This is a genomic window from Planktothrix pseudagardhii (assembly GCF_904830925.1).
GTDB lineage: Bacteria > Cyanobacteriota > Cyanobacteriia > Cyanobacteriales > Microcoleaceae > Planktothrix > Planktothrix tepida.
This window is the reverse complement of record NZ_LR882967.1, coordinates 5,194,696-5,221,607: the sequence shown is the minus strand read 5'-3', so window position 1 is coordinate 5,221,607 and position 26,912 is coordinate 5,194,696. Positions and strand designations below refer to the sequence as shown.

Here is a 26,912-nt window from a genome sequence, read left to right as displayed (position 1 = left end):
CATAAGAAATCCAATTATAGATGCTACAAATTATCCCTCTCCCCTCTTGTAGAGACGTTGCATACAACGTTTCTACAAGAGGGAATGTGTAGCAAATATTTCATGATGGATTATTAGGTTCTTACACTGGTAACTGATCACTGAATATTCGTGTTTGAGCAGAAATAACCATCACTGCCAAACGTAAATAAGGATAAACAAAATAATCCAGATCACATCAACAAAGTGCCAAAAAATGGAGGTTGCTGCCACCCCAAATTCGCCTTTGTCATAATTCCCAGGAATAAACGATCGGCCCAACATAATTGTCTGTAATAGCACTCCCGTGAACACATGAAGACCATGAAATCCCGTCAGCAAATAAAAACTGCCCCCAAATACGCCATCGGTAAAACCAAAGGGGAGACTACGCCATTCCACAGCCTGACCATACAAGAAATAACTGCCCATGATCATTGTCAACAGCCAGAATGCCCGGAAGCCCCAGAGATTCTTAACGTGCAGAAAACGTTCAGCAATATAGATCACAAAACTACTAGAAACCAAGACCACTGTATTAATAGCTGGTTCGCGGATTTCTAGCCCAGTCACACCGAGAGGTAACCACTGTAAAGCCGTAGTTTTGTAAACAATATATCCCGTAAAAAAGCTAAGGAAAATCACACTTTCCGACAGCAAAAATACGATAAAGCCAAACATACTATTACCCGCTTCATCGTGGGTATGGGCGGCTGTTCCATGCCCTTCTAAGGCATGACTTGAGACTACATTGAGAGCGTCAATATCAGTGGTGTTCATGGGCGATCTCCAAAGCATCAGGGTTAGCAACCAACGGTTCTGATTTCCCGTAACCATAGGGTTCAGAAATTACAATTGGCAATTCTTCAAAGTTTTCTACAGTTGGAGGTGATGATAGTAACCATTCCAACCCAATGGCTCGCCAGGGATTTTTCGGCGCCTTTTCCCCCTGTACCCAAGATCCAATCATGTTGAGGAGAAACGGCAATGTAGACATCCCCAACAAAAACCCCCCCAGACTGGCAATCACGTTCCAGAAGGCAAATTCAGGGTCGTAGGAGGCCACCCGTCGGGGCATTCCCTCTAATCCCATCGGGTGCATGGGGAAAAAGCAGATATTAGTACCCAGGAAAGTTAGGGCAAAGTGCAATTTACCCAAACCTTCGGAATACATTCGCCCGGTCATTTTCGGAAACCAGTGATATAGGGCGGCGTACATTCCCATGACCGCAGCACCATAAATCACATAGTGGAAATGTCCGACCACAAAATAGGTATTGTTGACATGAATATCAATGGGCACTGATGCCAACATAATCCCGGTGATCCCGGCAAACACAAACATCACCAAACCACCCAAGGCAAACCACATGGGGGTATTTAGGCGCAATTTGCCACCCCAAACTGTTGCCACCCAAGCAAAAACCTTAATTCCAGTGGGAACTGAAATCAACATCGTAGTTGCCATAAACACCATCCGCATCCAACCAGGAGTGCCACTGGCAAACATATGATGCACCCAGACAATACCGCTCAAACCTGTAATTACTAACGAGGAGATAGCAACTACCTTGTAGCCAAATAATGGTTTGCGGGCATAGACGGGGAAAATCTCGGAGAAAATGCCAAAAATCGGCAAAATGATCACATAAACTGCCGGGTGAGAATAGAACCAGAAGAAGTGTTGGAATAGAATCGGATCGCCCCCCTTCGCCGGGTCAAAAAAGCTAGTCCCAAGGGTGAGATCGAATAACAGCATCACTGCCCCGGCGGTTAGGGCAGGTAAACCAAATAGTTGAATAATTTGGGCAGCTAATACCGTCCAGACAAATACGGGCATCCGAAACCAAGTCATTCCCGGGGCGCGCATCTTAAAAATGGTGGTGACAAAATTTACCGCCCCCATGATCGAGGACACACCAGATATCGCAACGGCTAATATCCACAAAACTTGGCCGTTAATCAGGTTCCCGGTAGGATTTTGCAGACTCACTGGAGGATAGGCCCACCAACCGGACTGGGAGGGGCCGCCAGGGACAAAAAAGCTGGCCATGAGAATCACCCCAAATACCGGAACCATCCAAAAGGCCACGGCATTCAGGCGGGGAAAGGCCATATCCCTTGCCCCAATCATCAAGGGGACGAGATAGTTGGATAATCCTACCAGGGAGGGGAATGTCCACAGGAATAACATAATAGTCCCGTGCATGGTGAACATGGCGTTGTAAACGGCACGGTCAATCAAATCGGCTTCTGGGGTGATCAGTTCACCCCGAATAATCATGGCGAGAATCCCGCCAATTAAGAAGAAAAAGAAGGATGTTACTAGATATTGAATCCCGATCACTTTATGGTCGGTACTGAAACCGAAAAATCGCCACCAATTTTCAGGACTTTCGGGAATGGGTTGTTGAATATCCGCGATCGCATCAACAGAAATATTTGTCATAAGAAGGGAATAGGGAACAGGGAACAGGGAACAGGGAATTGGGAATTGGGAACAGGGAATTGGGAACAGGGAATTGGGAATTGGGAATTGGGAATTGGGAATTGGGAATTGGGAATTGGGAATTGGGAATTGGGAACAGGGAATTGGGAATTGGGAATTGGGAATTGGGAATTGGGAATTGGGAACAGGGAATTGGGAATTGGGAATTGGGAATTGGGAATTGGGGTAATATTTCTGGTTGTTTAATATCAGTATTAAAATATTACAACCTCAGCGCGGGTTGCTATATCTAACATTAAGTATTAACAAGAAATTTCATATTCTTTCACTGCGATTTTGAATGATGTTTTTGTGATTGAATTTGGCATTATTCTATCTGAGAATTGGAATAATTGACGACAGGAGGAAGGGCTGGCTCAACGATTTTCCAGCTATCGCTATTGTTTCTTTTGCTATATTCAGTAAAAGCGCGATTGTAAGCCGTTGTAGGCTTTTGGGTTGCTGTATTTGCTAACCATTGTTGATAAGCTTCGGGAGCCTCGACGACCACATCGGTTTGCATCGCCGCAAAATAAGTCCCGCTATATTGGGAATCCCGCAACCGATACCGTCCTTCCCGAATGGGCGTGAACTCAAAATCAATCACCCGACCCGGAATAATATCTTGTTTGACGCGAAAGGCAGGTACATAGAAGCCATGGAGTACATCCTCTGATTCCAGTGTTAGGCGCGCCCGTTCGTTGCTAGGTAAATGCAATTCGGTACTGGTAATATTTTGGTCGGGATAGTAAAATTCCCATACCCACTGACGGGCACGGACTTCGATATGTATCGGTGTTGCCAAAGAAGCATCTAAGGGGGCTGCGATCGCCATTGACCCATGAATATGTTCCATCGGCCCCAAAATTGACATTTGGTCATAAATCTGATAGCTGTAGGCTGCAATCCACACTGCCAAAGCAAAGGGAATTGCCGTCCAGACTATTTCCAATGGCACATTACCTTCGATGTGGGGGCCATCGCTGGTATCGTATTTACCCGCCTGTTGAAACAACACTGAGTAGGTCAGTGTCCCCACCACTCCCAGAAAAATAAACGTCCCCAGGGTGACTAGAAAGCTGAACAACTGATCAATCAATTGGGCTTCTGCTGAGGCTTGGGGGGGAAACCAAGAATAGGATTGCTGCCCCATCCACAGGCTGATCAGGGCAAGGGCGATGGCAATGGCGCCTAAAATTAAAATGGTACGAATTTTCATGTTTTCCCTTAGTTCAACAGCAAATTTGGATTTTCTCCGATCCGCAACAGCCGATCAGCAGTAATATGCACGCCAAACTCGGCTGCCAATTGCGCTCCCAGGGTTCCGTGAACAAACATCAAGGCGAAAATGCCCAATCCGGCCATGAGGTAGAGCCACTGTACTTGTTGTGCCTGATCTTTACGCCAGAGAAAGCGCTGAAACCCTCGCCATACGGTCATTGCCACGATTAACAGCAACAACACAACCCCACCGATTCCGTGCCAAAGCATGGTTTCCATCGCTTGTAAGCCCCAGGAGCTTTTGATATCTGCCTCTGGTGCTGCCAACATGATTTCGTAGAAACCTGCTGCTACGGTAAAGAAGGTGATAATGGCGGCCGCGAGCATATTGTACCAACCGACATCGAAGAAATTTGACCGGGTGGCGGGAATTGCCAGAAATTTGAAGATGGGCTTTTCCAGGGGAAATAGTACGCCTACGATATCAAAGGCGATCGCCACAATGAACAATCCCAGGGTCAAATGCACTAGGTTAGGATGAATGGGCAGGGCGTAAGGTAAGCCATTAGCACCCAATTGTCCCTTGAGTTGATCGATTAAATCATTATTCACTACAACAGGCCCTCCCGCACGGCTTCAACAACTCGAACGGTATGTAGCCCATAGACCCACACCAGCACATCTCCTAAATAAACTTGGAAAAATACTATTCCAGTTAGCAGTAAATTTACTCCTAAAAACGAGGGGGGCAAGGTTTTGGGATCGCGCGATCGCAATACATAGCGCCAGGCGGTAATTGCTGCAATCATCCCAGATAATGACCATCCTAGTATTGTGTGCAGGTTCAAGGTTGATTCTGCTGCTGAGTAGGGTTCGGCTAATCCCGCTTCAATCTGTCCAAAAATAATAGCAATGAAGATGGAAATTGTCGCAAAAAACAAGTTCCACCAACTGACTTCATACAGTCTGGTATTGCGGGTGACATAGCCTATTCCATCACATAAAACTGCAAACAACACCATAGCAATCACAAAATGCACTACGATTGGGTGCATCGTGTCAGGATAGGGCAAATTATGGTCGTTAAGTGGGGGAAGATACTCGAACATGATATTTTTAATCTTGGAACTAAACCTAAAAAATCCAGAATAAATTGCATCAAACCACTTAAAATAAATCAACCTGTCCGGTTGACAGTAGTTCTATAAAAGTTACTATGATCAGAAGTACCAATTCAGATCACAAAAAATTGCTTTGTCTTTATGTCATATAATTTTAGCATCATCCTCCTTTCTCGTTTTTAGTCAATTAATAATACATCATTTTGAGATCACTTGATTGAATTGAGTATATCAGCAATTTTGAAGCTGTATATCCTGTTCAATAAGTTTGACAAGCTGTCTTTTTCTAAATGCAGGATTTTGGGCAAAAATCAAGTGCTATAGCTACCCAATATACCGATTAAATATTGGCAGTTTATAACATTTGACCCTAACCTACTTTGCCCAAAATACAGTCAGGATGGGAGAGATTTTTGTAACAAGCTATACATTATATCCGATGATGCCGGAATATCTTCCTTGTCATCGGATAAATCGAACAAAATTCAGACAAAATCCTTCTATTTTTCCCGATTTTAAATATTAATATAAGCTTTAAAACTTGGCTTAATTTTATATAGATAAAGCCTAAAAATGTAGGCGAGGGTCATTGTTCGCTAGGTTGTATGTTTTAAATACTGAACAGCTTATTGCATACAGAAATATAAAATTGATGTACAATCATAGAATATTTATCAATTGTATATCAACAAAACCGATGAATGACTTAGATCCCACAGTAGAAGAACTCAACAACTTGCTAGAACATCATCATCATACTGAACGTTCTAGCCATCCCCATATTCATAGTGAAGAATCTTTGCGAAAGATAGTTAATCGTCTATCACGGCTGGAGGGACATATTCGAGGCGTTAAAACAATGGTACAAGAAAATCGTCCTTGTCCTGATGTGTTAGTGCAGATTGCTGCTATTCGCGGAGCTTTAGATCGGGTGGCTCGAATTATTTTAGATGAACATTTGAGCGAATGTGTCGCTAGAGCCGCAAAAGAAGGGAATATTGATGATGAAATAGAAGCTTTAAAAGCAGCATTAGATCGATTTTTACCTTAACGTATTGAAGGGACTTTAACCATGAAACATAAAATTATTTTTGGATCAATTTGGCTAGGTTTTATCCTGTATGCGTTTATTTTTGCTCCCCCAGATCAACCTGATACTTTTACCTTAATTCAAAATCTTTCAACGGGGAACTGGACAGGGATTAATCCGTTAATTATCGCCCTCTTTAATATTATGGGGATTTGGCCGTTGATTTATAGTTGTGTTCTGTTTATGGATGGACAAGGACAAAAAATCCCAGCTTGGCCTTTTGTAACATTATCCTTTGGGGTGGGTGCTTTTGCTATTTTATCGTACTTAGCATTCCGGCAACCGAATCCCCAATTTTCAGGAAAAAAATCAGGATTTAATTAAAGTTTTAGATTCTCGAATTACGGGAGTGTTATTAACCTTGGGAGCCAGTATTTTAGTCGGTTATGGATTAACCCAAGGAAATTGGGGGAGACTTTATTCAACAATGGCAAACCAGCCGTTTTATTCATGTGATGAGTCTTGACTTTTGTTTATTAAGTCTTCTATTTCCGGCTTTATTAGGAGATGATATGGCAAGACGCGGGATGAAAAATTCGGCTATCTTTTGGGGGGTGAGCTTGGTTCCTTTATTCGGCCCTTTATTTTATTTAATAACCCGAATTCCGTTGAACGAGATGGAACCGTTAACAACATCTGAATCATCTGACCTATCGGTTCAAAATTAGCGATTGACGGGGGAGTGTCAAAAGAATTATTTTGCTCAGTCCAAAATTCCCCGAATACCCGGTATGCTATATTTCCAAAGACGTATTGCGAATTGAGTGATTTCCTGTTACTGATTCTCTATCCCTAGCCAAACTATGCAACAGTATTCTCTATTTTGGAAGTCCTATTTTTCTTTGATCTTGGGTAGTATCTTGATGACGGGTTGTGGGAGTGAACCTCAAGCCGCGACCGTCCCACCCGTTAGCGTCAATATTGCCCTAGTAGGAGCCAGTAACGTTAAAAACAGTAGTATTTATAATGCCCGGGTCGAAGGGGTGCAAAATGCCATTATTCAACCCCGTGTCAATGGTTTAGTCAAACAAGTTTATGTGCGGTTGGGCGATCGCGTTTCTCAAAATAGCCCTCTCATTCAAATTGACGCACGACAACAACAGGCCAATTACGAAAGTCAATTAGCCAGTGTGGAGTCCCGAATGGCTCAGTTAAATAGTGCAAGAGCGAATTTAGATGCTCAACGATCCGAACTGCGACGCATCCAAGCGGAACTGACTTACCAATCTCAAACAGCCGATTTAGAAGACGCTCAACAAACCCTCGCCGCAGAACAGAAAGAAAAACAGCGTTTACAATATGAGTTGGAATTTAACTCGGCTGGGGATGAGTTGCAAACCGCCCAAGAAAATGTGCAAGTGGGAATTAAAGAGCGCGAACGCAGACGGGCGATTATGGAAGAACGAAAAAAATCCTATGATCGCTATCAGCAATTGTATGAACAAGGGGTAGTGTCGGCTGAAATTTACGATCAAAACCTACGGGACTATCAAGCCACCCAAGCTGATTTTGCAGCCCAAGAACGAGAGGTATTGTCCCTAGAGGCGAGGGTTAGAACCGCCCAACAAAACCTAGAACGGCAAGTTTCTACCCTAAACACCCAAGTTGAAGGTCAACAAAGACGAGTTGATGCAGCAGTTGCTAAAGTTGAAGCGGCTAAACAAGATTACAATCGTCAAATCTCAACCCTCAACGCCCAAATTGCGACTCAACAAAATCTGATTGTGGCTCAAGAAGCAGAGGTCAACCGACTTCAGCGAGACATTGATCAAGCCCGTTCCAGTGCAACCGCCGAACAGGTACAGCTAGAATATTACGAGATTAAAGCCCCCATTACTGGGATAGTTGGGGATGTGTTCGTGAAAGTGGGGGATTTTGTTGATAGTCAAACCCAACTCACTAGCATTCGCCAAAATGATTTATTAGAAGTTCAGATTAATATTCCTATTGAACGGTTATCTCAAATTAGAGCCGGAACAACAGTAGAAATCCTCAGTCAAGAAACGGGAGCATTAATCGGAACTTCTCAAGTGTCTTATATTGCTCCGAGTGCGGGTACGGGAAGCCAAACTATTTTAGTTAAAGCGATTTACGATAACCGAAATAATAAATTACGAACGGATCAAATTGTTCGAGCTAAAGTGATTTGGGAACAACAATCAGGAATTACAGTTCCAGTAACCGCCATTAGTCGCATTGGAGATCAAAGTTTTGTCTTTATCGCCCAAGAACAAACCGAAGACGGGAAAACTCAATTAGTCGCTAAACAACAGCCGGTGAAGTTGGGGAGTATTCAAGGTCAAAGCTTTGAGGTTTTATCGGGATTAAAAGCTGGGGAAAAAATTGTGATCGATGGTGTGGTTAAATTGCGAAATGGCACACCCATTGCCGATCAAAAACAGCAACCGACTCCGGCTTCATCCTCAAAACAGGAAACACCGAAATCCGAATAATGATCAGGGATTGAAATTTTAACTGGATTTCACAGACTTAGCTAATAATTAACAGTCAACCGCCAACCGTCTACCCATGATTCTGTTTGTTAACACCTTTATTAAACGGCCTGTCTTAACGACAGTGTGTAGCATCATCATTATTTTGGTGGGTGCGATTTCAATTCCGTTGCTTCCCATTACCCAACTGCCAAACTTAGCTAATACTCAAATTAGTGTGACGGCGGTGAATATTGGGGCGGATGCAGAAACGACAGAAACCACCGTAACCACGATTATAGAGCGGGAAATTAACGGGGTAGAGGGGATGAAATATATGTCCTCCAGCACGGGAAATAATGGGGTGAGTAATATTTCCGTGTTTTTTCCCAATGATGCTGATCGCAATATTGCTCAAGTTAACGTTCAAAACCGAGTCGCTCAAGCGGAATCCAATTTACCAGATGGTGTGAAACAAACAGGGGTAACGGTTGAAGCTTCATCGCCCAATATTCTATTAGTGAGCGCGTTTTATTCGGCAAAAGATGAAACGGGAAAACCCCTCTACGATCCCACCTTTATTAGTAACTATATTGATCTATTTATTGTTGACCAAATTAGTCGAATTCCTGGGGTCGGTCAAGTCACGATCTTTGGAGAACGGAAATATGCCATGCGGCTTTGGCTTGATCCCTCTCGAATGGCAGCTAGGGGGTTAACGGCGCAGGATGTCGTCGGGGCTTTACGCGAACAAAATATTCAAGTAGGAGCCGGAACCCTGGGTCAACAACCCACTCCCCCCGGTCAACTGTTTGAAATTCCGTTGCAAGCGGTGAGTCGCCTTCGCACGGCTGAAGAATTTGCCCAAATGGTACTCAAAACCAATGATGATGGCAGTTTAGTTACGGTTCAGGATGTGGGTCGGGCGGAATTAGGGGCGGAAAGTTATAATTCTAATTCCACATTTAACGGAGAACCTGCTGTTGGTTTAGGGATTTATCAATTACCGGGAAGTAACGCCTTAGAAACCGCAGATCAAATTAAATCCACCATTGCGGAAATGAGTAAAAGTTTCCCCCCCGGTATTGAAAGCCGTGTCGCTTACGATACCACTTTGTTTATTAAGGTGTCCCTTGAGGAAGTGGTGATCAGCTTGTTTATGGCGATCACCTTGGTGGTGTTGGTGATTTTCATCTTTTTACAGGACTGGCGGGCAACCTTAATCCCTTCGGTCGCCATTCCGGTGGCGTTAATTGGGGCGATGGCGGGGTTAAAAGCTTTTGGGTTTGAACTCAATACCTTAACCTTGTTTGCTTGTACCTTGGCGACGGGTTTAGTGGTGGACGATGCCATCGTGATTGTGGAAGCAGTCTCAATCAAAATTGAACAGGGAATGAAACCCCGTCAGGCGGCTTTAGATGCCATGCAGGAACTCACTGGAGCCACCATTGCCACCTCAATCGTGTTGATGGCTGTCTTCATTCCGGTATCATTTTTCCCCGGAACCACAGGGGCAATTTATCGTCAATTCGCGATGACGATTATTTTTGCCTTGATCTTTTCCACCTTCAACGCCCTTTCCTTCTCTCCCAGTATGGCTGGGTTATTATTGCGCCGCAAACAAGAAACACGGGGGCCTTTAGGATGGTTTTTTGATAAATTTAATCAAGGTTTTGGTTGGGTACAGGAAAAATACGGTCGATTTATTACCTTTTTAACCCGGATTAATGCGTTGGTCATGGGCGTATTTGTGGGGGGTTTAGTCGCAACGGTATTAGTTTATCAATTAGTACCATCGGGGTTTGTTCCTGAAGAAGATCAAGGATATTTATTAATTCTGTTTCGGACTCCTGATGGGGTATCCCTCAACTATACCTCCAAAGCAGCCGAACAAATTGTTGATCGTGTGTTAGCAATTCCTGAAATTGAAAGTGCTTTTGTAGTTCCGGGGTTTGGATTTGAAGGACAAAACCCAAGTCAGGGGATCGCGTTTGTGTTATTGAAACCTTGGGAAGACCGACCGACGGAACAACAGTCGGTTTATGGCGTTTTAAGACGATTAAATGGATCTTTACAATCAATTCCAGAAGTTCAAGCCTTTGCCGTTAACGCGCCTCCGGTACAAGGTTTAAGTAATACGGGGGGATTTGAATTTCAGTTATTAGATAAAACCGGAAGTTTACCGATTCAATCTTTAATTGAAAATGGGAATCGTTTAATTGCAGCAGCGAATGCTAATCCAACTTTTCAAGGGGTTTTTAGTCAGTTTTCCGCCAGTAAAGCTCAGAAGAAAGTTGAGGTGTTACGCGATCGCGCTAAAGCTTTAAATGTCAATATTAATGATGTTTTTGGCACACTTCAAACCTTTTTAGGATCATCCTATGTGAATGATTTTGTCTTGGGTCAGCGTCAATATCGGGTCTATGCCCAAGCAGAAGCGGAATTTCGGGCTAGACCGGAAGACATTAATCAGTTATATGTGCGTTCCCAAGATGGGGAGATGATTGCCTTGAGTAATTTGGTGAAACTGACGGACTTTGTGGGGCCAGAAACTATTAACCACTTTAATATCTTCCGTTCGATGCTCATTCAAGGCAACCCTGCACCCACCGCCAGTACGGGTCAAGCTATCGCTGCTATGGAAAAATTAGCCAACGAAGTTTTAGACCCTGGTTTTGGTTATTCTTGGCAGGGAAGTGCCTTGGAGGAAAAATCATCGGGGGGTTCGGCGGTGATTATTTTCGGATTAGCCTTTATTATGGTGTTTCTGGTGCTATCGGCCCAATACGAAAGTTATATTGATCCCACCATTATTATGCTGTCTGTGCCCTTAGCGGTTTTGGGTGCTATGGCTGCGGTTTGGTTCCGATCCAATATTCTGCTGAGTGGGACATTATGGCCGGTGATTACCAATGATGTCTATGTGCAGGTGGCGTTGGTGATGTTGATTGGTTTGGCGTCTAAAAACTCAATTCTGATTGTGGAGTTTGCGAACCAATTACGGGAAAAAGGCTTAAGTATTACCCAAGCTGCTATTCAAGCCGCTGAACAACGGTTCCGACCGATTCAAATGACGGCGATTTCCAGTTTAATTGGGTTCTGGCCGTTAGTGGTGGCTTCGGGTGCAGGTTCGAGTAGCCGTTGGTCATTAGGTACGGCAATTTTTGGGGGGTTATTAGCGGGAACGTTATTAAGTTTGTTAATTACACCCAACCTCTATATTACGATTAAAACCCTAGAATCCCGTTTCCTCAAAGGGGAAAAACCCGAAAAACCTAATAACAATAAATCCGATAAAAATCAACCTCAACCTCCTGCGGAGAATGGGTATTCTCAAGATGGACTGGGAAACTCTCAAGATGGACGGGAAAACCCCGCCCCTACACCAAATTCCAGTACAACCGCATCAGATAGTAGTCCCGTTAATCGTAATTCGTAATTCGTAATTTGTAATTCGTAATTCCCTATTTTCCTAAAACAATGTCAAATGAATCTCTTTCCCCTCAACCTGCTTCTAATTCTGAAAGTCAATCTCAACCCTTGAGTTTAAACTCTTTATCTGAACGGATTGATCGCTTAGAACATAAATTAGACCAAGCACTATTATTATTAACGGATTTGTATCGATATCGCAAATTGCGGGATTTATTGGCGACTGAAAATTGGAGAGAAGCTGATGAAGAAACCACCAATATTATGTTAGAAATTATGGGAAAAAGTAGTCTGGATAATATTATTCCTGATGAAGTGATGAATTTTCCTTGTAGTGCATTACAACTGCTCGATCAATTATGGATGAGTTACAGTAACAATCGTTTTGGTTTCAGCGTCCAACAACAAATTTATACCCGTTTGGGGGGAAATGATGATATTTCTGATGTTGATATGAAAGTGTTACAAGCGATGGGGACTGAAATGGGATGGATGGTCAATAATAAATTATTAGACTACGAAGATTTGGATTTTAGTTCATCGGCTCCCGTAGGTTGTCATCCCTCTGGATGGTGGCGTTCTCCTTATGGGGCGAAAATGGCAGTTTATTTTATTGCGCGTTTAATGCGTTGTGGTATTAAGTGATCAGGAGAGTTATGAATCGAAATTTTAGCCGATTCAATTTTAATCACTGGTTGAACCAAAGGCAAATTAAACTTTTAGAATCCGCTTATCAAAGTGCTGAAGAAATTAAAGCTTTAGAGGAGAAATATTTTCAAGGAAATCCTATTGATTATCGTTCTGACTCTCAAAAAACGATGGTTGATTTTGTTAAAAGTTTATGCAATCGCCATCTTTTCAACATTCGATTTAATTTAGCCCAATTTAAAATTAATAGTTTTTTATTACCTCAAAGTTCTATCGATGAGGAAACGTCTCAATCTATTAGAATACCTGAATCTGAAATTATAGAAAAACTCAATTTTATTGATTCTATTGTTAAAAAATATCGAGAAAAGTCTGAGGATATCTTAATCGAAAATCTAGCTAATCCTACGATCAATTCCTCAACTCTGATGGGATTAACTGCTGACGAAGTTAAACAAGAAAAAGATGAGTCAGCCAGCACCCTAACTTTAGATCCGGCTGTGATTGCTGCTCAATCTAATCTTTCGCGTCAATCTCAAACTAAAAGTTGGTTTAATTGGGGTTTGTTCGGAGGTCAAAAACTTCCCCCCAATTATGAACAACAAGTCGTTCAAGAATTAAGAATTAGACGCATCCAAGATAAATTAGCAATGCGTTGGTTAATAATTTTATTCTTAATTCCTTTATTGGTTCAAGTCACTGTAAAAACTATCATTTTTGAACCTATGCTTGGAAATTATAGTAATAAAAATCCAACTAAAATCGAACTAAACGCAGAAATTCGACAGGAGTTTTTAAGAGAATATTCAGCTTTTAAAGAAGGTCTGGAAATTCAACAGTTATTAGGGGTAATACCCAAACTGTCAGAGGTTGAGAAAGAGGAAAAGCTATCGGAAAAAGCGATTGAAATTTGGCAACAATCTCGTAATCGAGCTTTAAATGGGTGGAAAAATATATTATCTGATGGTGTTGCTTTACTAACTTTTGTGGGATTAGTGTATTTTAATCGAACTAAAATCACAATTGTCAGAAGTTTTTCTAATCGAACTTTTTTAAATTTAAGTGATCCTTTAAAAGTATTTTTGTTTATTTTGATTACTGATATGTTTGTCGGTTTTCACTCCGCCGAAGGATGGGAAGTTTTATTAGCAGGGGTTTTAGCTCACTTTGGACTACCCGAAAGTCCAGTAGCCATTAATGCGTTTATTGCGACGGTTCCTGTGATTATTGATTCCTGCATCAAATTCTGGATTTTTAGTTACCTTACCCGTTACTCTCCGGCTGCTTCTGCTATTTATGAACGGATGAATACTTAATCGCTAAATAGCTGATAAAATTATCATCAAATCTATTATAAAAATAATGATTCAACCTCTATTGTCCTTGGGTATCTTAACTGCATTACTTTCTGTTAGTTTATCTGTCAATGCTCAAACCTGCACGCCTTTAACGGTTGTTAAAGGGGAAGGAACAAGCGTTACTAAAAAAGTGTCCGCCCCCAATGCTGGAAGTATTCCCCGCATTCCTGTGGGGTATCGAGGGAACTGGGATACAGATTTTATTGTTCCAAACAATGCCCCCTTTACTGAGTATGTTGCAACGATTCAATCTTTATCGAATGATAGGGGTACATTTCAAATTAGAATGTTTCTGAAATATGCTGATGATACGGCTGACCAAGCTTTTGAAGGAAATATTCAACTTGACCCCAATCAGTCACAACAAATCAGTGGAACTCCCCGACCCGATAGTCAACCTTATCAAGTTAATGTCAATGTTGGAGGCATTAAAGCATTAGGATATAGTTACACCCTTTCTGTTGAAGGCTGTCAATAAAAATAATAGTAGAAGAGGGTAGAGGAGATTTTACCCTCTAGGTTAACGGCATCAGTCTTTGCCAATCACCTGATTGGCGTGACTCCTATTACTTTGGGTTACATAGACAAATTCAGATTTTCAATATATCATTTTAATATATCAGAGTTATCTATCCTACCGAAAAGCATTCAGAATTCAGAAATTCAGCCTTTCGAATTAACGAATTTTAATCAAGTTTTTTAAAGTTTTGTAAAATAAATTAAAAATAGCATTAAAAAACGGAAAAATAGAGCTATTTTTAAAATAGAAGGTTATTATTACATTAAATTTTAAGTTCAGATTGAAAGTGCAACAGAATTATTCTGTCTGTCAATGTAAGTACAATTTCTGAGAGTTAGATTTATTCAAGGAGGATCATGATGAATATGCGACTTGTGATTTTTTCGGGAATCGTGATGATGCTAGTCGGTACAATTGCGGGACTCGGAGCCTCTAAATATAGTGAAAAACAATATCAATGCTGTAACATCGGCCCATCCTTAGACTTGGGTTATAGTCAGTCGAGAGCACCTCGGACTTACGCTCTAGCAGGCGCGGCTATGGGTTTTATTATTGGTTCTTCCCTAGAATTAGTTCGACAATCAACGCCTCAAGAAGCGGAAAAATAATCATTTGCTGCACTTAAAGCCCTATCTCAACCGCAGGGTTAATGAAATTAGATTCGATTAAACCCCTCCCCCGTTAGGAGAGGGATAAAGGATTTTTAATCACTCAAGGTATGAATTTTTAAGAAATTAGTACCCCTGGCAGTATTTGCTGGAATTCCGCCCACAATTAAGATTTTATCTCCAATTTCTGCGAGTTGTCGTTGTAATAATTTCTCTTGAGCCAGATCAATTAATCCTTCAAAAGAATTGACGTGATGTTGTAATAAAACAGGTTTAACTCCCCAAACTAAGTTTAAACGGTGATAAACATCTGCGTCGGGAGTCAAAGCAATAACCGGAACTTTCGGTCGTTCTGCGGCTGCTAAAGTTGCGGTGTATCCGGTACTGGTATAGGAAACAATGCACTTTAAATTCAGAATTTTATCAATCGTATTTAAAGCTTCTGTTAACGCATGAGTTTCATCCGACAGAGCCGGAGGATAATTTTTAAACTCAATTTCTGGTTCGACATCATGAGCAATTTTAGAGAGCATTTGTACCGCTTTAACCGGAAATTTGCCAACGGCGGATTCTCCCGATAACATAACAGCATCCGTCCCATCAATAATCGCATTAGCAACATCACTGGCTTCTGCACGAGTTGGACGAGCATTGTGAATCATACTATCTAACATTTGGGTGGCTGTAATCACCGGAATGCCTTTTTGATTACACATCCGAATAATTTGTTTTTGCAAGATGGGCACTCTTTCCGGGTTCATTTCTACTCCTAAATCTCCCCGTGCTACCATTAACCCATCACATTCATTGATAATTGATTCTAAGTTGGTGATCGCTTGAGGTTTTTCAATTTTTGCGATCACTGGCATCTGCGGTGCTCCCTTTTCAACTAATAACGCTTTTAATGCTTGAATATCCTCAGCACGACGCACAAAACTCAGAGAAACCCAATCAATTCCTTGAGAAATTCCAAAGTCTAAATCTTGTTCATCTTTTTCCGTGAAGGAGGGAAGACGCAAGGTTAAACTCGGTAAATTTACCCCTTTACGACTTTTTAACCTTCCCCCTTCAATGATGCGACAGTGAACCGCATTTCCCTGAATTCCTTCTATTTTTAATTCTAATAATCCATCATCCAGTAAAACTTGTGCTCCCGTTTCTGCTTCTTCTGCTAAATAGGGATAATCAATCGGAACAGTATGGGGTTTGTTCTCAAATTCATCAACAGGAACAAAGGTTAATAATTCTCCATCGACTAATTCGATTTCTTCCGACGGTAAATATCCAATTCTAATTTTAGGCCCTTGTAAATCTTGTAATAACGTAATCGGAGTATCTAATTCTTCTGAAACTTGCCGTAATAATTTTACGGTTTCTGCATGATCTTTATAACTGCCATGAGAAAAATTTAAGCGAGCCACATTCATTCCTGCATTCACCATTTGACGAATGACTTCTGGAGATTTACTCGCAGGGCCAATCGTCGCAACAATTTTTGTTCGATTTTGTAAAGGTTTGAGCATGATTTTTGACCTAAAATTAACACGAGTAACCGATTAAGGAGTATCTCTTTTTCTGACTCTGTGATGTTTATAAATGTAGTTTTTCAATAATTTCATACAACACTTTGCAGGAGTTTTGTAACTGTTTTTCTTCGGTTTCGGTCAACGAAAGATTAATAATTTTAGTCGCACCTTTGCGGTTGACTAAAACAGGTAAACTGACACAAAGTTCAGGAAGACCATATAATCCTTGAACAGAACGACTCACGGTAATAATTCGATTTTGATCCCGTAAAATAGCCGTGACAATATCCGTAACCCCTAAACCAATGGCATAGGAAGTATATCCTTTTCGTTGAATAATTTCATAGGCGGCATTTTTAACTTGCTGAAAAATATCCTGTAATTCTTCATGCTCACAAGGTGGACATCCTTCCCAGTCTCCATCACAAATTTTCATTCCCGCCACATTAACTTTGCTCCAAACTGGAACTTCACTATCTCCATGTTCACCAATAATATACGCATGGATACTGCGGGGATCAAGTTTCAATTTTTCTGCTAATAAGTATCGAAAACGAGCCGTATCTAAAACCGTTCCTGACCCAATTACCCTAGAACTTGGAAACCCGGAAAGTTTCAAGCTCACATAGGTCATAATATCAACTGGGTTAGCAACAATTAATAAAATTGCATTCGGACAATATTCAGCAATATCTCCGATTAATTTTTTAAAGATTTCTACATTTCGTCCGACTAAATCTAAACGAGTTTCTCCAGGTCTTTGACTGGCTCCGGCTGTTATAATCACTAAATCTGCATCCCGTCCTGCATCAGCAACGGTTCCGACTGTTACTTGTGTGGGTTCAATAAAAGAAAGTCCATGAACTAAATCCATGACTTCCCCTTCAGCTTTTTCTTGATTAATATCTTGTAAAATTAGTTCATCAAAGCAATTTTGAATTAATAACGAATAAGCACAGGCCATCCCGACTTGTCCAGCACCAATAATCACACCTTTACGAGGGCGAATGGGGCTTAAGGGATTATGATCATCTGGATGAGTTGTAAATAATGGCTGAAACATAACCCTCCGAGGATTGATAGGATAATAAAAAAAGCTAATTCCCTGAAATTGATCGGTGATCTGGAATCATTATATCAATGATAATCTCGAAATTAACAAATTTAGATTTAATTTAAAAAAAATTAAACATAATTTAACCTTTGATCTTCTGAATTAAATGATCAAAATAACGATTTAAGAGGGGGAAGAGTAAACTATGTAAAGAATTTAAAAGTTTCATTTCTAATCCCGGTGCGATCGCAAAATCATTATTTTTAATCCCTTTAATAATCTCTTGAGCAATATCTTCCGGTTCCCAAGGTTTAACTGTTCCGGTAATTGCTTTTGTTTCTGAAGGTTTTGTCTGGTTTTCAGCTAATAATTGAGGTGTATTCGTATCGGGCGGATAAACAATAGAAACTTGAATTCCCAAGGGCTTTAGTTCTCCTCGTAACGATTCTGCTAATCCTCTTAACGCGAATTTAGTTGGACTATAGGCTGTATAACCATAAATTCCTATTAATCCGGCTCCTGACGAAATGAGAACAATTTTACCTTGTTTTTGCTGGATCATTGTGGGTAAAACTTCTCGAATACAATACAACGATCCCCAATAATTTACAGCCATTGTTTGTTCAAATATTTCTAGGGGAACATCTTGAAAATAACCGGGATGAGCCATTCCTGCTGATAAAATTAAAATATCAACATTCCCTAAAAGTTTAATCGCTTTTTTGATTGAATTTTCAGCTTCTTCCCGTAGAGAAACATCAGCCGAAAGGGTAAATATTTTCTGATTTTGAGATAATTTTACGGCTTCAATTTCTGTTTGAGCTTGGTCGAGAGTGGTTTGATTTCGAGCAATAATTGTTAAATTTGCCCCTAGACTTGCCAATAATTGAGCCGTTGCTTTACCAATTCCACTAGAACCCCCCGTAATAATAATATTAGTTTGATTAAAAATCATATCAAAATCATGGCAAGTTAGATTCCTTTTAAGGTATTATAACAAAAACCATCAAAATAAGATAGTCTGCTAAAATAATTATAGCCTATGGCGATCCTTTAAAAATTATATATAATTAGATATAATTTAACTATAAACCCAAAAGTAAACGACTAGAAATGGCAACAGGGATACCCGGCAAGAATCAGTACAAAAAGCTAAAAGATAGTAGCCTACTTTCCTTTTCCTTGGAATATGTAGGAAAAGTTAGTATTGAAGATATTTTAGAGAGTCCATCAGCACAATTAAGAAAAATTATAAATGTAGAAAAAGAAATTAAAAATCAGTTAATTTATGGAGAAAATTTAAGGGTTTTAAGGAATTTATTAGAGCATTCGGATATAGCAGGAAAAATTAATTTAATTTATATTGATCCACCCTACGCAACTGGACTAGGGTTTGAGTCAAGACAACAAACTTATGCTTATCAAGATTTCCGAGAAGGTGCAGATTATTTAGAATTTATTCGACAACGGTTAATTTTACTTAAAGAACTTTTATCAGAACAAGGATCAATCTATATTCATTTAGACCAAAATATGGCTTTTCCCGTTAAAATTTTAATGGATGAAATTTTTGGAATTAAGAATTTCCGTAATTGGATTACTCGAAAAAAATGCAATCCTAAAAATTATACTAAAAATCAATATGGAAATATCTCAGATTATATCCTTTTTTATACAAAAACCGATGATTATATCTGGAACCAACCTTTTGAACCGTGGACAGATGATAAAGTCATTAAAGAATATCAATACATTGAAGAAAAAACAGGAAGACGCTATAAAAAAGTTCCCATTCATGCACCTGGAGAAAGAAAAGGATCAACAGGTCAACCTTGGCGTGGGATGCTTCCTCCACCGGGTAAACATTGGCAATATACTCCAGAAACCTTAGAAGAAATGGATAAAAAAGGTGAAATTTACTGGTCGTCTACTGGAAATCCTAGACGGAAAGTTTACCTTGATCAAAGCAAAGGAATAGCGGTTCAAGATATTTGGCTTGAATTCAAAGATGCTCATAACCAAAATATTAAAATTACAGGTTACCCAACGGAGAAAAACCCTGAACTTCTAAAACGAATTATTCAGGCTTCCTCTAATTCTGGAGATTTAATATTAGATGCTTTTGTAGGGAGTGGAACGACTGTTGCAGTTGCAGAAGAATTAAAAAGACAATGGATTGGGATTGATAACTCTCTTTTAGCTATAGAAACGACTATTCAACGTTTAGTTAAAGGAACTCAAGCAATGGGAGATTTTGTTAATGGAAATGGAAGTTTACCTCAACAGCAGTCTTTAATCAATACAAATAGAATTTTAAAAAGTGGTTTAGAAGTCTATATTGAGATGGAATCTGATTTAGAAAAAGTGACAGAAAATCAAATTGAAGACTGGAACTATTTACTTAACTTTCAAGCCAATCTCTGGTAAATCTTTCATCTAACATTTTGAGAGTGCAGACCATTACTCGTCCTTTTCCAGTCGTTTCTAAAGAGGCATAATCATTCCACATTGACCCCAGAGTTAATCCAGGGCCATCATTCAAAAAGAATACTTTCAGAGGTAATTGATAGGTGTCCGCATACTTCAGAATATGAGTTGCTTTCTCTCTATTTCCGCCAATCCGATCATCTTCTTGTGCTCCTCCTCGATCTGAATCATAACGAGCAAACCCAATGACTAAAGGAGTTCCATCTAAACGAGAAATTAACATATCTGTTGGTGTTTTTTCCTGCCAATTTTCCAAAACTTCATCAAGCATTATATCTCGTCCTGCTCGAATAGGCCCTTGAATTAAATATTCTGATCCAAAGTGAGCTTCAAACCAGAGAAAAAAGGCTTCTGTTAATTCATATCCTTTCTGACCTCGACTTTTATATTCCATTAGAATTGCGATTAAAGCTTCATCAGGAGTAGGACGAGTTGCTAATTTTTCTTTGACATCTTCTATCTTTCTAAATCTGTTTCCATAGTTTTCAATAATTTGGCTAATCTTTTTCTTAACCTTTAACATTTCAACAGAAGTATCTGGGGATACATACTTACGAAAAACTCGTAATAATTGGGTTTTGGAAGGATTAGGGATTTCAGTAATTCTCAACAGTAAATCAGCCGAACTATTAGCAGTATTAGCTAAATTGGCAAACTGCTCTATAACACTTCCATAAATCATGGTGGCTTCATCCAAATAATCGGGATAAAATTCTGAGTCTATGAAAGTGATATATTGAGAATTCCTAGTTTTATATTCAGCAAACGAAACCAAGGGAGAGTTCTCCTAAACAAAATTTGTAAAATATTAACTAATAGTGTTTCTTGGTACACCCTAGAAACTGGTTTAAGGACGGAATAAATGGGAATGTTCAGGGTTATATAATCCTGATCTTAAGGTTGAAGAATGGGGGGTTTTTGCTAACGCCGGACTAATCACATAAAGCGTCGTTCTAATTAAATTTTCTTCTTGGGTTACTTGTGCCATTTTTTCTAAAGGAACCACCCGGATTTTCTCATCTGGCCATCCTAAACGATAACAAATTGCAATGGGCATTTCAGCAGGATAATATTTCATTAACTTTTGCTGACTTTCCTCAACATAACGGGCACTTAAATATAAACATAAACTGGCTTTATGAGCCGCTAAACTCTCCAATTCTTCATCGGCTGGAACCGCAGTTGCTTTGCCACTAACACGGGTTAAAATAATGGTTTGGACTAATTCTGGAACCGTTAATTCGACTTTTAATTTAGCGGCTGCATCCTGAAATGCACTAATTCCAGGAACAATTTCAAACTCAATTTCTGCTGCATTTAACTGTTGAATTTGTTCATAAATCGCTCCATATAAACTAGGGTCGCCCGAATGTAACCGCACAACCGACTTTCCTTGACGGACTCGTTCAATCATTAAGGGTAGAATATCTTCTAAGGTTTTATTTGCCGTTTTAATCAGTTCTGCATCCGCCCGAACCCCCCTTAAAATTTGTGGAGGAACAAGGGAATCTGCAAATAAAATCACATCCGCCGATGCTAATAACTTTTGAGCTTTTATGGTTAATAATTCAGGATCACCAGGGCCAGCCCCGACAATATAAACGGCTGGTTTTAGCACTATTCTATCCTGCTGCATGAGATTTTGATTCCCCAAAATTTATGATTGATTTTTAGTTTTTCCGGATCTCAACTGACCCGGTAAGAAGACAAGAATGGTAGATGCACCCTGGTTGATGCCCTGGCTATCGAGTCTAGGGCTTTTTCTATTTAAGAATTAGAGGAATGAGATTTCGGCACAACATCTGGTAACGTTCGCTTCAATCCATATAACCAAATTAAGCCGAATAATCCTATGATAATTCCACTTAAACTGACGAATTGAGCAATTTTTAAAGGCCCCAACATTAAACTATCCGTGCGTAACCCTTCAATCCAAATTCGACCTGCACTATAGGCACATAAATAAACCAGAAAGATTGTTCCAGGTTTCAGAGGCGGTTTACCTTTTAACCCTCGAAAGAATAAGGTGATTAATAAGGTAAATACCATTAAATTCCAGAGGGATTCATACAGAAACGTGGGGTGAAAATACTCGTAGGATTCAAAGCCAAAAGGACGACGTTCGGGGGGAATATAAAGTTTCCAAGGTAAATCCGTTGGGTCACCAAAGGCTTCAGAATTAAAAAAGTTACCCCAACGTCCAATGGCTTGACCTAAAATTAACGAAGGTGCAACAATATCGGCTAACTGCCAAAAGGGAATTTGTTTGATTTTTGCAAATAATAATGCTGCAATTAAACCCCCTAAAATTGCTCCATGAATGGCAATTCCTCCCTTCCAAATGGCAATAATATTAGCGGGATTATTAACATAACTTTCCCACTCAAATGCCACATAATATAATCTCGCACAAGGAATTGCTGCAATCACTAACCAGATTGCTAAATCCCCGATGAGTTCAGGATCAATTTGGCGACGGCTGGCTAGATACTGAGACAAGGAAACTCCAATTAAGACAGCAGAGGCAATTAACACGCCATACCACCGAATTGATAACGGCCCGATTTCAAAGATAATGGGGCTGGGAGAAGTAAATTGAAATGCTAGAAATAAATGATTTGTATCCATAATAGCTGATTCTAAGCCCAGTTATTGTATCATCTTTCGGGGATCACAGGTCAGGTCTAATTTTTTTTTGAAAAGAAGGCGGATTAAAATATTACATAAAATAAATTTTCAGATGTTTTCAGGGGAAAATCGGTACAATAGGATGAAGTGTGCTTTGTGTAAACTTTTAACTTTTTTGATGAGGTTGGATTGCTGATAATTATGGTTTCAGCTTCTGGTTTTCCCATCAACCCGCCACCGTCAATTATTTTAATGGTAAACGTCCCCCTATGTCTTCCTCAAATTTACCTCCCCATTCATCGGATTTAGAATTAGGGTTAGCGGCTTTAAAATCTAAGGATTATCAACAGGCGATCGCTATTTTACAACCGATTGCTCAATCTGAAAACCCCTCTAAATTCAAGGCGCAAGTCGGTTTAGTAATGGCTTATGAGCGAACAGGAAATACAAAATCAGCCATTACTTTATGTCGAAATTTAACCCAATGTCATCAAGAAAAAATCCAAACTTGGGCAACGGATTACTTAAAAAAACTATTAAAACGCAACCCTCCAAAATCGAATAAAACTGAATCTATTGATATCGAAAATTCTAACCCATCTGATGAAACCCTGCCTTCAGAATTACCCCCTATTATAGAAACAGGTTTTATTCCTTTAAATCCTAACTTACAACCGACGAAGGCGAAATCTACCCTAGGAAAAGTACCCAAACCTTCCTCCATATCACCACCTCAAAAATCTCCCAGTGTTCCTGTGCCCCAAGCTCCATCTTTAAACCGAGAAAAAACTAAATCAACCTTTCAAAAACCCATTTCAAAAATTCCCCCTTCTAGTGTTAATTCTGAACCGGAAATTATTGAATCTTCTCCCGCGCCTGCGGTTCAAGAATGGCAATGGCGACAAGCCGGACGAGCTACGAATTGGAAACAGCTTAAACCTTTACAATCAAGTCCTTTTAAACTCGAACAACTCTTAATGGCTGTGGGTTTAACTTGGTTTATACCGATTGTTTTAGCATTTATTAATAATACCTTAAATCAAATTTGGATTTGGCAACCTATTTTAAATCCTTGGCAACAATTATCCCGCCAACCTTGGCAAATTATTTTTATTCTTTTGTTTTTATTTATAGTGGGTTGGATTTGGCAAACTTCCAGATTTTTTGCTGAATTTGTATTAACGATTTTATCGATATTGTGGTTAACGCCTCATTTATTAGATAAGTTACTGGAAATTACCAATCAAGCTTTAACTTGGCTACCTTTGTTACAACCAATTCCTTTATTTTATCGTGACCCCACTCAAGGAGTTTATATCACTTTATTGATTTTATGGGTATTCTCTCCTTGGTTATGGGATGGACTACTTAAACTCAGCTATGGTTTAAAACCTTTACCCCTAACAATGTTATTTAACTATAGCCAAGAAACCAACAAACTTTTAAGGAATTACTGTCAGAAGAAAAAAATTAAATTTCCCGAAGTTAAATTATTACCGATTGATGATCCGATTATTTTTTCCTATGGAAGTTTCCGACGATTTGCTCGAATTGTTGTCAGTCAAGGATTATTAGACCAATTAACAGAAGAAGAACTAGCTGCTATTTTTGCGCGGGAAATTGCCTCGATTGGAGAATGGGATTTTGCTGTGATGTCTTTTGCTACAATCATCAGTCAAATTCCCTATTTAATTTATTGGTATTTAGCAGAATTTAGCGAAAAATTACCGCAATTAAATCTTCCCTATCCTAGCATCCTTCAAAAAATTATAGAGCAAATCGTCAGTGCGATCGCTACTTTTATTTGTCCTCTCTGCTATGGTTTATACAAACTTTTAAGATTCCCCTCCTTGTATTTATCCCGTCGTCGAGTTTATTATAGCGATCGCATCGCTTGTAACCTCACCGGAAATCCTAACGCTTTAACTCGCGCTTTATTAAAAATTACCATAAAATTATCTCAAACCATTCAAAACCAAGGAAAAACCGATTTTATTCTCGAAGCCTTTGATCGATTAACTCCCCTGAGTTATCAACAAGCTTTAACCTGGGGGAGTGTCACCCCTTACACCTCTCCCGACTCTTTATTTCAATGGGATTTAACCAATTCCTATACCTTTTGGCTAACCTTAAATCAATCCCATCCTCTCATCGGAGAACGATTAAAAATTCTAAGTTTTTATGCAGCTTATTGGAAATTAGAGCCGGAATTTGATCTTTCCCATCTCAACCCTCCAAAACCGCAAAAATTCGATCTTAATAATTCCCCTTTATTATTACAAGGCGCACCGTTTTTTGGGATTCCCGCAGGAATGGCAATTGGCGGAACTCTTTGGTTAATGGGGGGACTCTGTTCAATGTTAGGGCTGTGGCAATTAGAATGGCTATGGGGAGACTATTGGATTATGGCAGGTTCTATTCCAATTGGCTGTAGTTTAGGAATTTTTATTCGGACTAATCCCTTTTTTCCTGAGATTAAATCCTCTAATCTTTTAAATCAACCCCACTTATCAGATTTAGTCATTAAACCTAATGCCATTCCCCTCGATAGTCAACCGATTTGTTTAACAGGTCAACTTCTGGGTCGCACCAGTTTAAAGAATACCTTTGCTCAAGATTTAATCCTACAAACGTCAACCGGAATGGTCAAACTGCATTATCTTCCCCAATGGACTCCCCTGAGCAATTTTTGGCCGAGAATCATTCAACCCCAGGAGTTAATCACCCAAACCCTTAAAGTAACGGGATGGTGGCGACGAGGGGCGACGCCTTGGATAGATGTAGACACCCTAGAAACCTCCGATCATCGAACTGTCTTACAAGGCGGACATCCCTTGTGGTCTACAATTTTAGCCTTGGGTTTTACCCTCTGGGGGGCTTATCTGGTTTCTCAAGGGGGATGGTGAAGGAAATTCACAAGAAAAATATTGCTTTTTTGCCGGATCAATGTTACATTAATTAACTTCACATTAAGCCTAACGTTACCCCTTTTGGGATAGAGTCAATTTGATCACGCCGTTGAGACAATTCACAAATTTTGCACAATCAAATGCAAAAATTTTGGTAAAACCCTAGAACTGTGTTCAAGGCTGTGCTATCTTAGAGATTGGCTCATAACGATCCGGTACTGGAATACCCATAGCAAAGGTTCTAGGTTCCATTCAATAGCCTGATTCATCCGAGGCGAAACAGCAACTTAAAAGAAATGACAAATTTTTTGTTGAATGCTGTACTCAAAAATTGGCACTCCAAAGGCAGGAAGTTAACATCCAGTGAGTTGACTTTATATGGTCTTAGCTATAGGAAGTTCAATGTATTTTTGAACACAGGAATAACAAAACGCTATAGCATCAAGTTTTGACAGATGGGAAAAAGTTTACAAGACAACCGAGCAAACCAACATTCTCTGCATGATGAATTATATATGGAGGGAATGGCAGGATTTTATCTTGAAACCGAGATGAAGTGGGTTGTTGAGTTCAATTTAAGAAACCAAAGTGCTAATTGCCTTGGGGTTAATCCTCAATTTGTGTGTTTAAACCGCACAAGTTGGGGATAATTTCGCCTATTCATTTTTCATTTAATTTGGAGGTACTACTCATGTCCGTTCGTCTTTATGTTGGTAATCTTCCCAAAGAACTTGAACGCAAAGAATTACAAGAAGTCTTCGTGGAAGAAGGAGATACCGTTTCTGCTAAAGTGATAACCGATCGCAAAACGGGTAAATGTCGGGGATTTGGGTTCGTAACCGTACAAACCGATGAAATCGCCGATCAAATTGTTGAAAAATATAACGGGGTCATGTTTAGAGAAAATGCCTTAAAAATAGAAAAGGCATTACCTCGTAAAAAAGGAAAAGGGGAAGGGGTAGGCGGTAGCGAAAATGGTGGGGAAGAACAACCCCAGCAACAGCAACAAGCTCCTGTTCAACAACCGGTTAAAGCAGGGAATACACCCAAAAGTGGTGGAAGCAGTGGCGGTGGCGGTGGCGGTAAAAACCGGAATAAAAAATCTAAACATTCCTCCGGTGGTTATAATTCTACTCCCAAAACCGGGGGTGATGAAGGTTTCCAACCCGATCCCCGTTGGGCTAATGAGTTAGAAAAACTAAAACAAATGTTAGCTGCCCAAGCTGCCAATCCTTAATTTTATAGGGCTTTGTTTTAATAAAAATAAACCCCCCTGAATCAATAACAATGTTGGGGGGTTTTCTCATAAAATATTGGACTTATCCCCCAAGCTTCTATAACAGTCAAAACACTCAGTTAGGACATCAATAAA

General features: G+C 39.9%; 23 protein-coding genes and 1 pseudogene. 13 read left to right on the top strand and 11 right to left on the bottom strand.

The annotated features are described in order from the left end of the window. Nucleotides 1-171: 171 nt before the first annotated feature. Nucleotides 172-798, bottom strand: coding sequence for a cytochrome c oxidase subunit 3 (locus NMK36_RS22535; protein WP_254174671.1), 627 nt, complete (start codon nt 796-798; stop codon nt 172-174). Then, a complete protein-coding gene (ctaD, locus tag NMK36_RS22530; protein WP_254174670.1) occupies nt 785-2,467 on the bottom strand; it encodes a cytochrome c oxidase subunit I in 1,683 nt (560 codons plus the stop codon). Before ctaD ends, NMK36_RS22535 begins: the two co-directional genes overlap by 14 nt. A gap of 45 nt (nt 2,468-2,512) precedes the next feature. On the opposite strand from ctaD, the gene NMK36_RS22525 reads away from it, so the two are divergent. Continuing rightward, complete coding sequence (locus tag NMK36_RS22525; RefSeq protein ID WP_254174669.1) at nt 2,513-2,713, top strand: hypothetical protein; 201 nt, start codon at nt 2,513-2,515, stop codon at nt 2,711-2,713. A 121-nt stretch (nt 2,714-2,834) separates the two neighbouring features. Here NMK36_RS22525 and NMK36_RS22520 read toward each other — a convergent pair whose 3' ends face one another. From NMK36_RS22520 to NMK36_RS22510, 3 genes are read right to left on the bottom strand one after another with little or no spacing between them, the layout of a single operon-like run. After that, nucleotides 2,835-3,725, bottom strand: coding sequence for a cytochrome c oxidase subunit II (locus NMK36_RS22520; RefSeq protein WP_254174668.1), 891 nt, complete (start codon nt 3,723-3,725; stop codon nt 2,835-2,837). Between the two features lie 8 nt (nt 3,726-3,733). Then, nucleotides 3,734-4,339, bottom strand: coding sequence for a DUF2231 domain-containing protein (locus NMK36_RS22515; RefSeq protein ID WP_254174667.1), 606 nt, complete (start codon nt 4,337-4,339; stop codon nt 3,734-3,736). Further along, on the bottom strand, nt 4,339-4,782 hold the full coding sequence (locus NMK36_RS22510; RefSeq protein WP_438822832.1) for a DUF2231 domain-containing protein: 444 nt from the start codon (nt 4,780-4,782) through the stop codon (nt 4,339-4,341). Before NMK36_RS22510 ends, NMK36_RS22515 begins: the two co-directional genes overlap by 1 nt. A 763-nt stretch (nt 4,783-5,545) precedes the next feature. Here NMK36_RS22510 and NMK36_RS22505 point away from each other — a divergent pair. The 8 genes and pseudogenes from NMK36_RS22505 to NMK36_RS22470 all read left to right on the top strand — a co-directional run bounded on the left by NMK36_RS22505 (nt 5,546) and on the right by NMK36_RS22470 (nt 14,936). Next, nucleotides 5,546-5,899 carry a metal-sensing transcriptional repressor gene (locus tag NMK36_RS22505; RefSeq protein WP_254174665.1) on the top strand — a complete coding sequence of 118 codons (354 nt, stop codon included), beginning with the start codon at nt 5,546-5,548 and terminating at the stop codon, nt 5,897-5,899. A 21-nt stretch (nt 5,900-5,920) separates the two neighbouring features. Continuing rightward, nucleotides 5,921-6,606 (top strand): annotated as a pseudogene (locus tag NMK36_RS22500) (DUF2834 domain-containing protein). A 135-nt stretch (nt 6,607-6,741) separates the two neighbouring features. After that, nucleotides 6,742-8,391, top strand: a complete 1,650-nt coding sequence (locus NMK36_RS22495; RefSeq protein WP_254174664.1) for an efflux RND transporter periplasmic adaptor subunit — start codon at nt 6,742-6,744, stop codon at nt 8,389-8,391. Nucleotides 8,392-8,467: 76 nt separating this feature from the next. Beyond that, nucleotides 8,468-11,809: an efflux RND transporter permease subunit gene (locus NMK36_RS22490; RefSeq protein WP_083579931.1), complete on the top strand. Its 3,342-nt coding sequence runs from the start codon at nt 8,468-8,470 to the stop codon at nt 11,807-11,809. A 41-nt stretch (nt 11,810-11,850) separates the two neighbouring features. Then, nucleotides 11,851-12,447 (top strand): GUN4 domain-containing protein, encoded by a 597-nt coding sequence (locus tag NMK36_RS22485; RefSeq protein ID WP_072718389.1) that lies wholly within the window; start codon nt 11,851-11,853, stop codon nt 12,445-12,447. Between the two features lie 11 nt (nt 12,448-12,458). After that, nucleotides 12,459-13,766 carry a hypothetical protein gene (locus tag NMK36_RS22480; protein ID WP_072718390.1) on the top strand — a complete coding sequence of 436 codons (1,308 nt, stop codon included), beginning with the start codon at nt 12,459-12,461 and terminating at the stop codon, nt 13,764-13,766. A gap of 46 nt (nt 13,767-13,812) precedes the next feature. Beyond that, the gene (locus tag NMK36_RS22475; RefSeq protein WP_254174663.1) at nt 13,813-14,286 is read left to right on the top strand and encodes a hypothetical protein; all 474 of its coding nucleotides are present in this window, start codon (nt 13,813-13,815) and stop codon (nt 14,284-14,286) included. A gap of 398 nt (nt 14,287-14,684) precedes the next feature. After that, complete coding sequence (locus NMK36_RS22470; protein WP_254174662.1) at nt 14,685-14,936, top strand: hypothetical protein; 252 nt, start codon at nt 14,685-14,687, stop codon at nt 14,934-14,936. Between the two features lie 95 nt (nt 14,937-15,031). Here the strand turns inward: NMK36_RS22470 and pyk are convergent, their stop codons facing one another. The 3 genes from pyk to NMK36_RS22455 form a co-directional block, all read right to left on the bottom strand. After that, entirely contained in the window at nt 15,032-16,459 is a 1,428-nt protein-coding gene (gene pyk, locus NMK36_RS22465; protein ID WP_254174661.1) for a pyruvate kinase, read from the bottom strand. A gap of 67 nt (nt 16,460-16,526) precedes the next feature. Then, nucleotides 16,527-17,525 (bottom strand): L-lactate dehydrogenase, encoded by a 999-nt coding sequence (locus NMK36_RS22460; RefSeq protein ID WP_254174660.1) that lies wholly within the window; start codon nt 17,523-17,525, stop codon nt 16,527-16,529. 133 nt (nt 17,526-17,658) lie between these two features. After that, nucleotides 17,659-18,471 (bottom strand): SDR family oxidoreductase, encoded by an 813-nt coding sequence (locus tag NMK36_RS22455; protein WP_254174659.1) that lies wholly within the window; start codon nt 18,469-18,471, stop codon nt 17,659-17,661. A 158-nt stretch (nt 18,472-18,629) separates the two neighbouring features. Here NMK36_RS22455 and NMK36_RS22450 point away from each other — a divergent pair, with 158 nt between their 5' ends. Beyond that, complete coding sequence (locus NMK36_RS22450; RefSeq protein ID WP_254174658.1) at nt 18,630-19,943, top strand: site-specific DNA-methyltransferase; 1,314 nt, start codon at nt 18,630-18,632, stop codon at nt 19,941-19,943. On the opposite strand, the gene NMK36_RS22445 is transcribed toward NMK36_RS22450, so the two are convergent. The 3 genes from NMK36_RS22445 to lgt all read right to left on the bottom strand — a co-directional run bounded on the left by NMK36_RS22445 (nt 19,918) and on the right by lgt (nt 22,631). Then, on the bottom strand, nt 19,918-20,778 hold the full coding sequence (locus tag NMK36_RS22445; RefSeq protein WP_254174657.1) for a hypothetical protein: 861 nt from the start codon (nt 20,776-20,778) through the stop codon (nt 19,918-19,920). The genes NMK36_RS22450 and NMK36_RS22445 overlap by 26 nt on opposite strands. A 72-nt stretch (nt 20,779-20,850) precedes the next feature. After that, nucleotides 20,851-21,639, bottom strand: a complete 789-nt coding sequence (gene cobM, locus NMK36_RS22440; RefSeq protein WP_254174656.1) for a precorrin-4 C(11)-methyltransferase — start codon at nt 21,637-21,639, stop codon at nt 20,851-20,853. Nucleotides 21,640-21,770: 131 nt separating this feature from the next. Beyond that, nucleotides 21,771-22,631 carry a prolipoprotein diacylglyceryl transferase gene (gene lgt / locus NMK36_RS22435; protein ID WP_254174655.1) on the bottom strand — a complete coding sequence of 287 codons (861 nt, stop codon included), beginning with the start codon at nt 22,629-22,631 and terminating at the stop codon, nt 21,771-21,773. Nucleotides 22,632-22,900: 269 nt separating this feature from the next. Here lgt and NMK36_RS22430 point away from each other — a divergent pair, with 269 nt between their 5' ends. From NMK36_RS22430 to NMK36_RS22420, 3 genes are all read left to right on the top strand, one after another. Beyond that, entirely contained in the window at nt 22,901-25,537 is a 2,637-nt protein-coding gene (locus NMK36_RS22430; protein WP_254174654.1) for a M48 family metalloprotease, read from the top strand. 458 nt (nt 25,538-25,995) lie between these two features. Further along, on the top strand, nt 25,996-26,190 hold the full coding sequence (locus NMK36_RS22425; RefSeq protein ID WP_190515189.1) for a hypothetical protein: 195 nt from the start codon (nt 25,996-25,998) through the stop codon (nt 26,188-26,190). A gap of 41 nt (nt 26,191-26,231) precedes the next feature. Then, a complete protein-coding gene (locus NMK36_RS22420) occupies nt 26,232-26,777 on the top strand; it encodes an RNA recognition motif domain-containing protein (RefSeq protein WP_254174653.1) in 546 nt (181 codons plus the stop codon). The last annotated feature ends 135 nt before the right edge of the window (nt 26,778-26,912 follow it).

What these genes read in the sequence shown, in the direction of transcription:
- NMK36_RS22430 (WP_254174654.1), top strand. Translation starts at nt 22,901, where the DNA reads ATGTCTTCCTCAAATTTACCTCCCCATTCATCGGATTTAGAATTAGGG.
- cobM (WP_254174656.1), bottom strand. Translation starts at nt 21,639, where the DNA reads ATGCAGCAGGATAGAATAGTGCTAAAACCAGCCGTTTATATTGTCGGG.
- NMK36_RS22490 (WP_083579931.1), top strand. Translation starts at nt 8,468, where the DNA reads ATGATTCTGTTTGTTAACACCTTTATTAAACGGCCTGTCTTAACGACA.
- NMK36_RS22480 (WP_072718390.1), top strand. Translation starts at nt 12,459, where the DNA reads ATGAATCGAAATTTTAGCCGATTCAATTTTAATCACTGGTTGAACCAA.
- NMK36_RS22460 (WP_254174660.1), bottom strand. Translation starts at nt 17,525, where the DNA reads ATGTTTCAGCCATTATTTACAACTCATCCAGATGATCATAATCCCTTA.
- lgt (WP_254174655.1), bottom strand. Translation starts at nt 22,631, where the DNA reads ATGGATACAAATCATTTATTTCTAGCATTTCAATTTACTTCTCCCAGC.
- NMK36_RS22520 (WP_254174668.1), bottom strand. Translation starts at nt 3,725, where the DNA reads ATGAAAATTCGTACCATTTTAATTTTAGGCGCCATTGCCATCGCCCTT.
- NMK36_RS22470 (WP_254174662.1), top strand. Translation starts at nt 14,685, where the DNA reads ATGATGAATATGCGACTTGTGATTTTTTCGGGAATCGTGATGATGCTA.
- NMK36_RS22450 (WP_254174658.1), top strand. Translation starts at nt 18,630, where the DNA reads ATGGCAACAGGGATACCCGGCAAGAATCAGTACAAAAAGCTAAAAGAT.
- pyk (WP_254174661.1), bottom strand. Translation starts at nt 16,459, where the DNA reads ATGCTCAAACCTTTACAAAATCGAACAAAAATTGTTGCGACGATTGGC.
- NMK36_RS22455 (WP_254174659.1), bottom strand. Translation starts at nt 18,471, where the DNA reads ATGATTTTTAATCAAACTAATATTATTATTACGGGGGGTTCTAGTGGA.
- NMK36_RS22420 (WP_254174653.1), top strand. Translation starts at nt 26,232, where the DNA reads ATGTCCGTTCGTCTTTATGTTGGTAATCTTCCCAAAGAACTTGAACGC.
- NMK36_RS22510 (WP_438822832.1), bottom strand. Translation starts at nt 4,782, where the DNA reads ATGCACCCAATCGTAGTGCATTTTGTGATTGCTATGGTGTTGTTTGCA.
- ctaD (WP_254174670.1), bottom strand. Translation starts at nt 2,467, where the DNA reads ATGACAAATATTTCTGTTGATGCGATCGCGGATATTCAACAACCCATT.
- NMK36_RS22425 (WP_190515189.1), top strand. Translation starts at nt 25,996, where the DNA reads ATGGGAAAAAGTTTACAAGACAACCGAGCAAACCAACATTCTCTGCAT.
- NMK36_RS22505 (WP_254174665.1), top strand. Translation starts at nt 5,546, where the DNA reads ATGAATGACTTAGATCCCACAGTAGAAGAACTCAACAACTTGCTAGAA.
- NMK36_RS22475 (WP_254174663.1), top strand. Translation starts at nt 13,813, where the DNA reads ATGATTCAACCTCTATTGTCCTTGGGTATCTTAACTGCATTACTTTCT.
- NMK36_RS22485 (WP_072718389.1), top strand. Translation starts at nt 11,851, where the DNA reads ATGTCAAATGAATCTCTTTCCCCTCAACCTGCTTCTAATTCTGAAAGT.
- NMK36_RS22535 (WP_254174671.1), bottom strand. Translation starts at nt 798, where the DNA reads ATGAACACCACTGATATTGACGCTCTCAATGTAGTCTCAAGTCATGCC.
- NMK36_RS22495 (WP_254174664.1), top strand. Translation starts at nt 6,742, where the DNA reads ATGCAACAGTATTCTCTATTTTGGAAGTCCTATTTTTCTTTGATCTTG.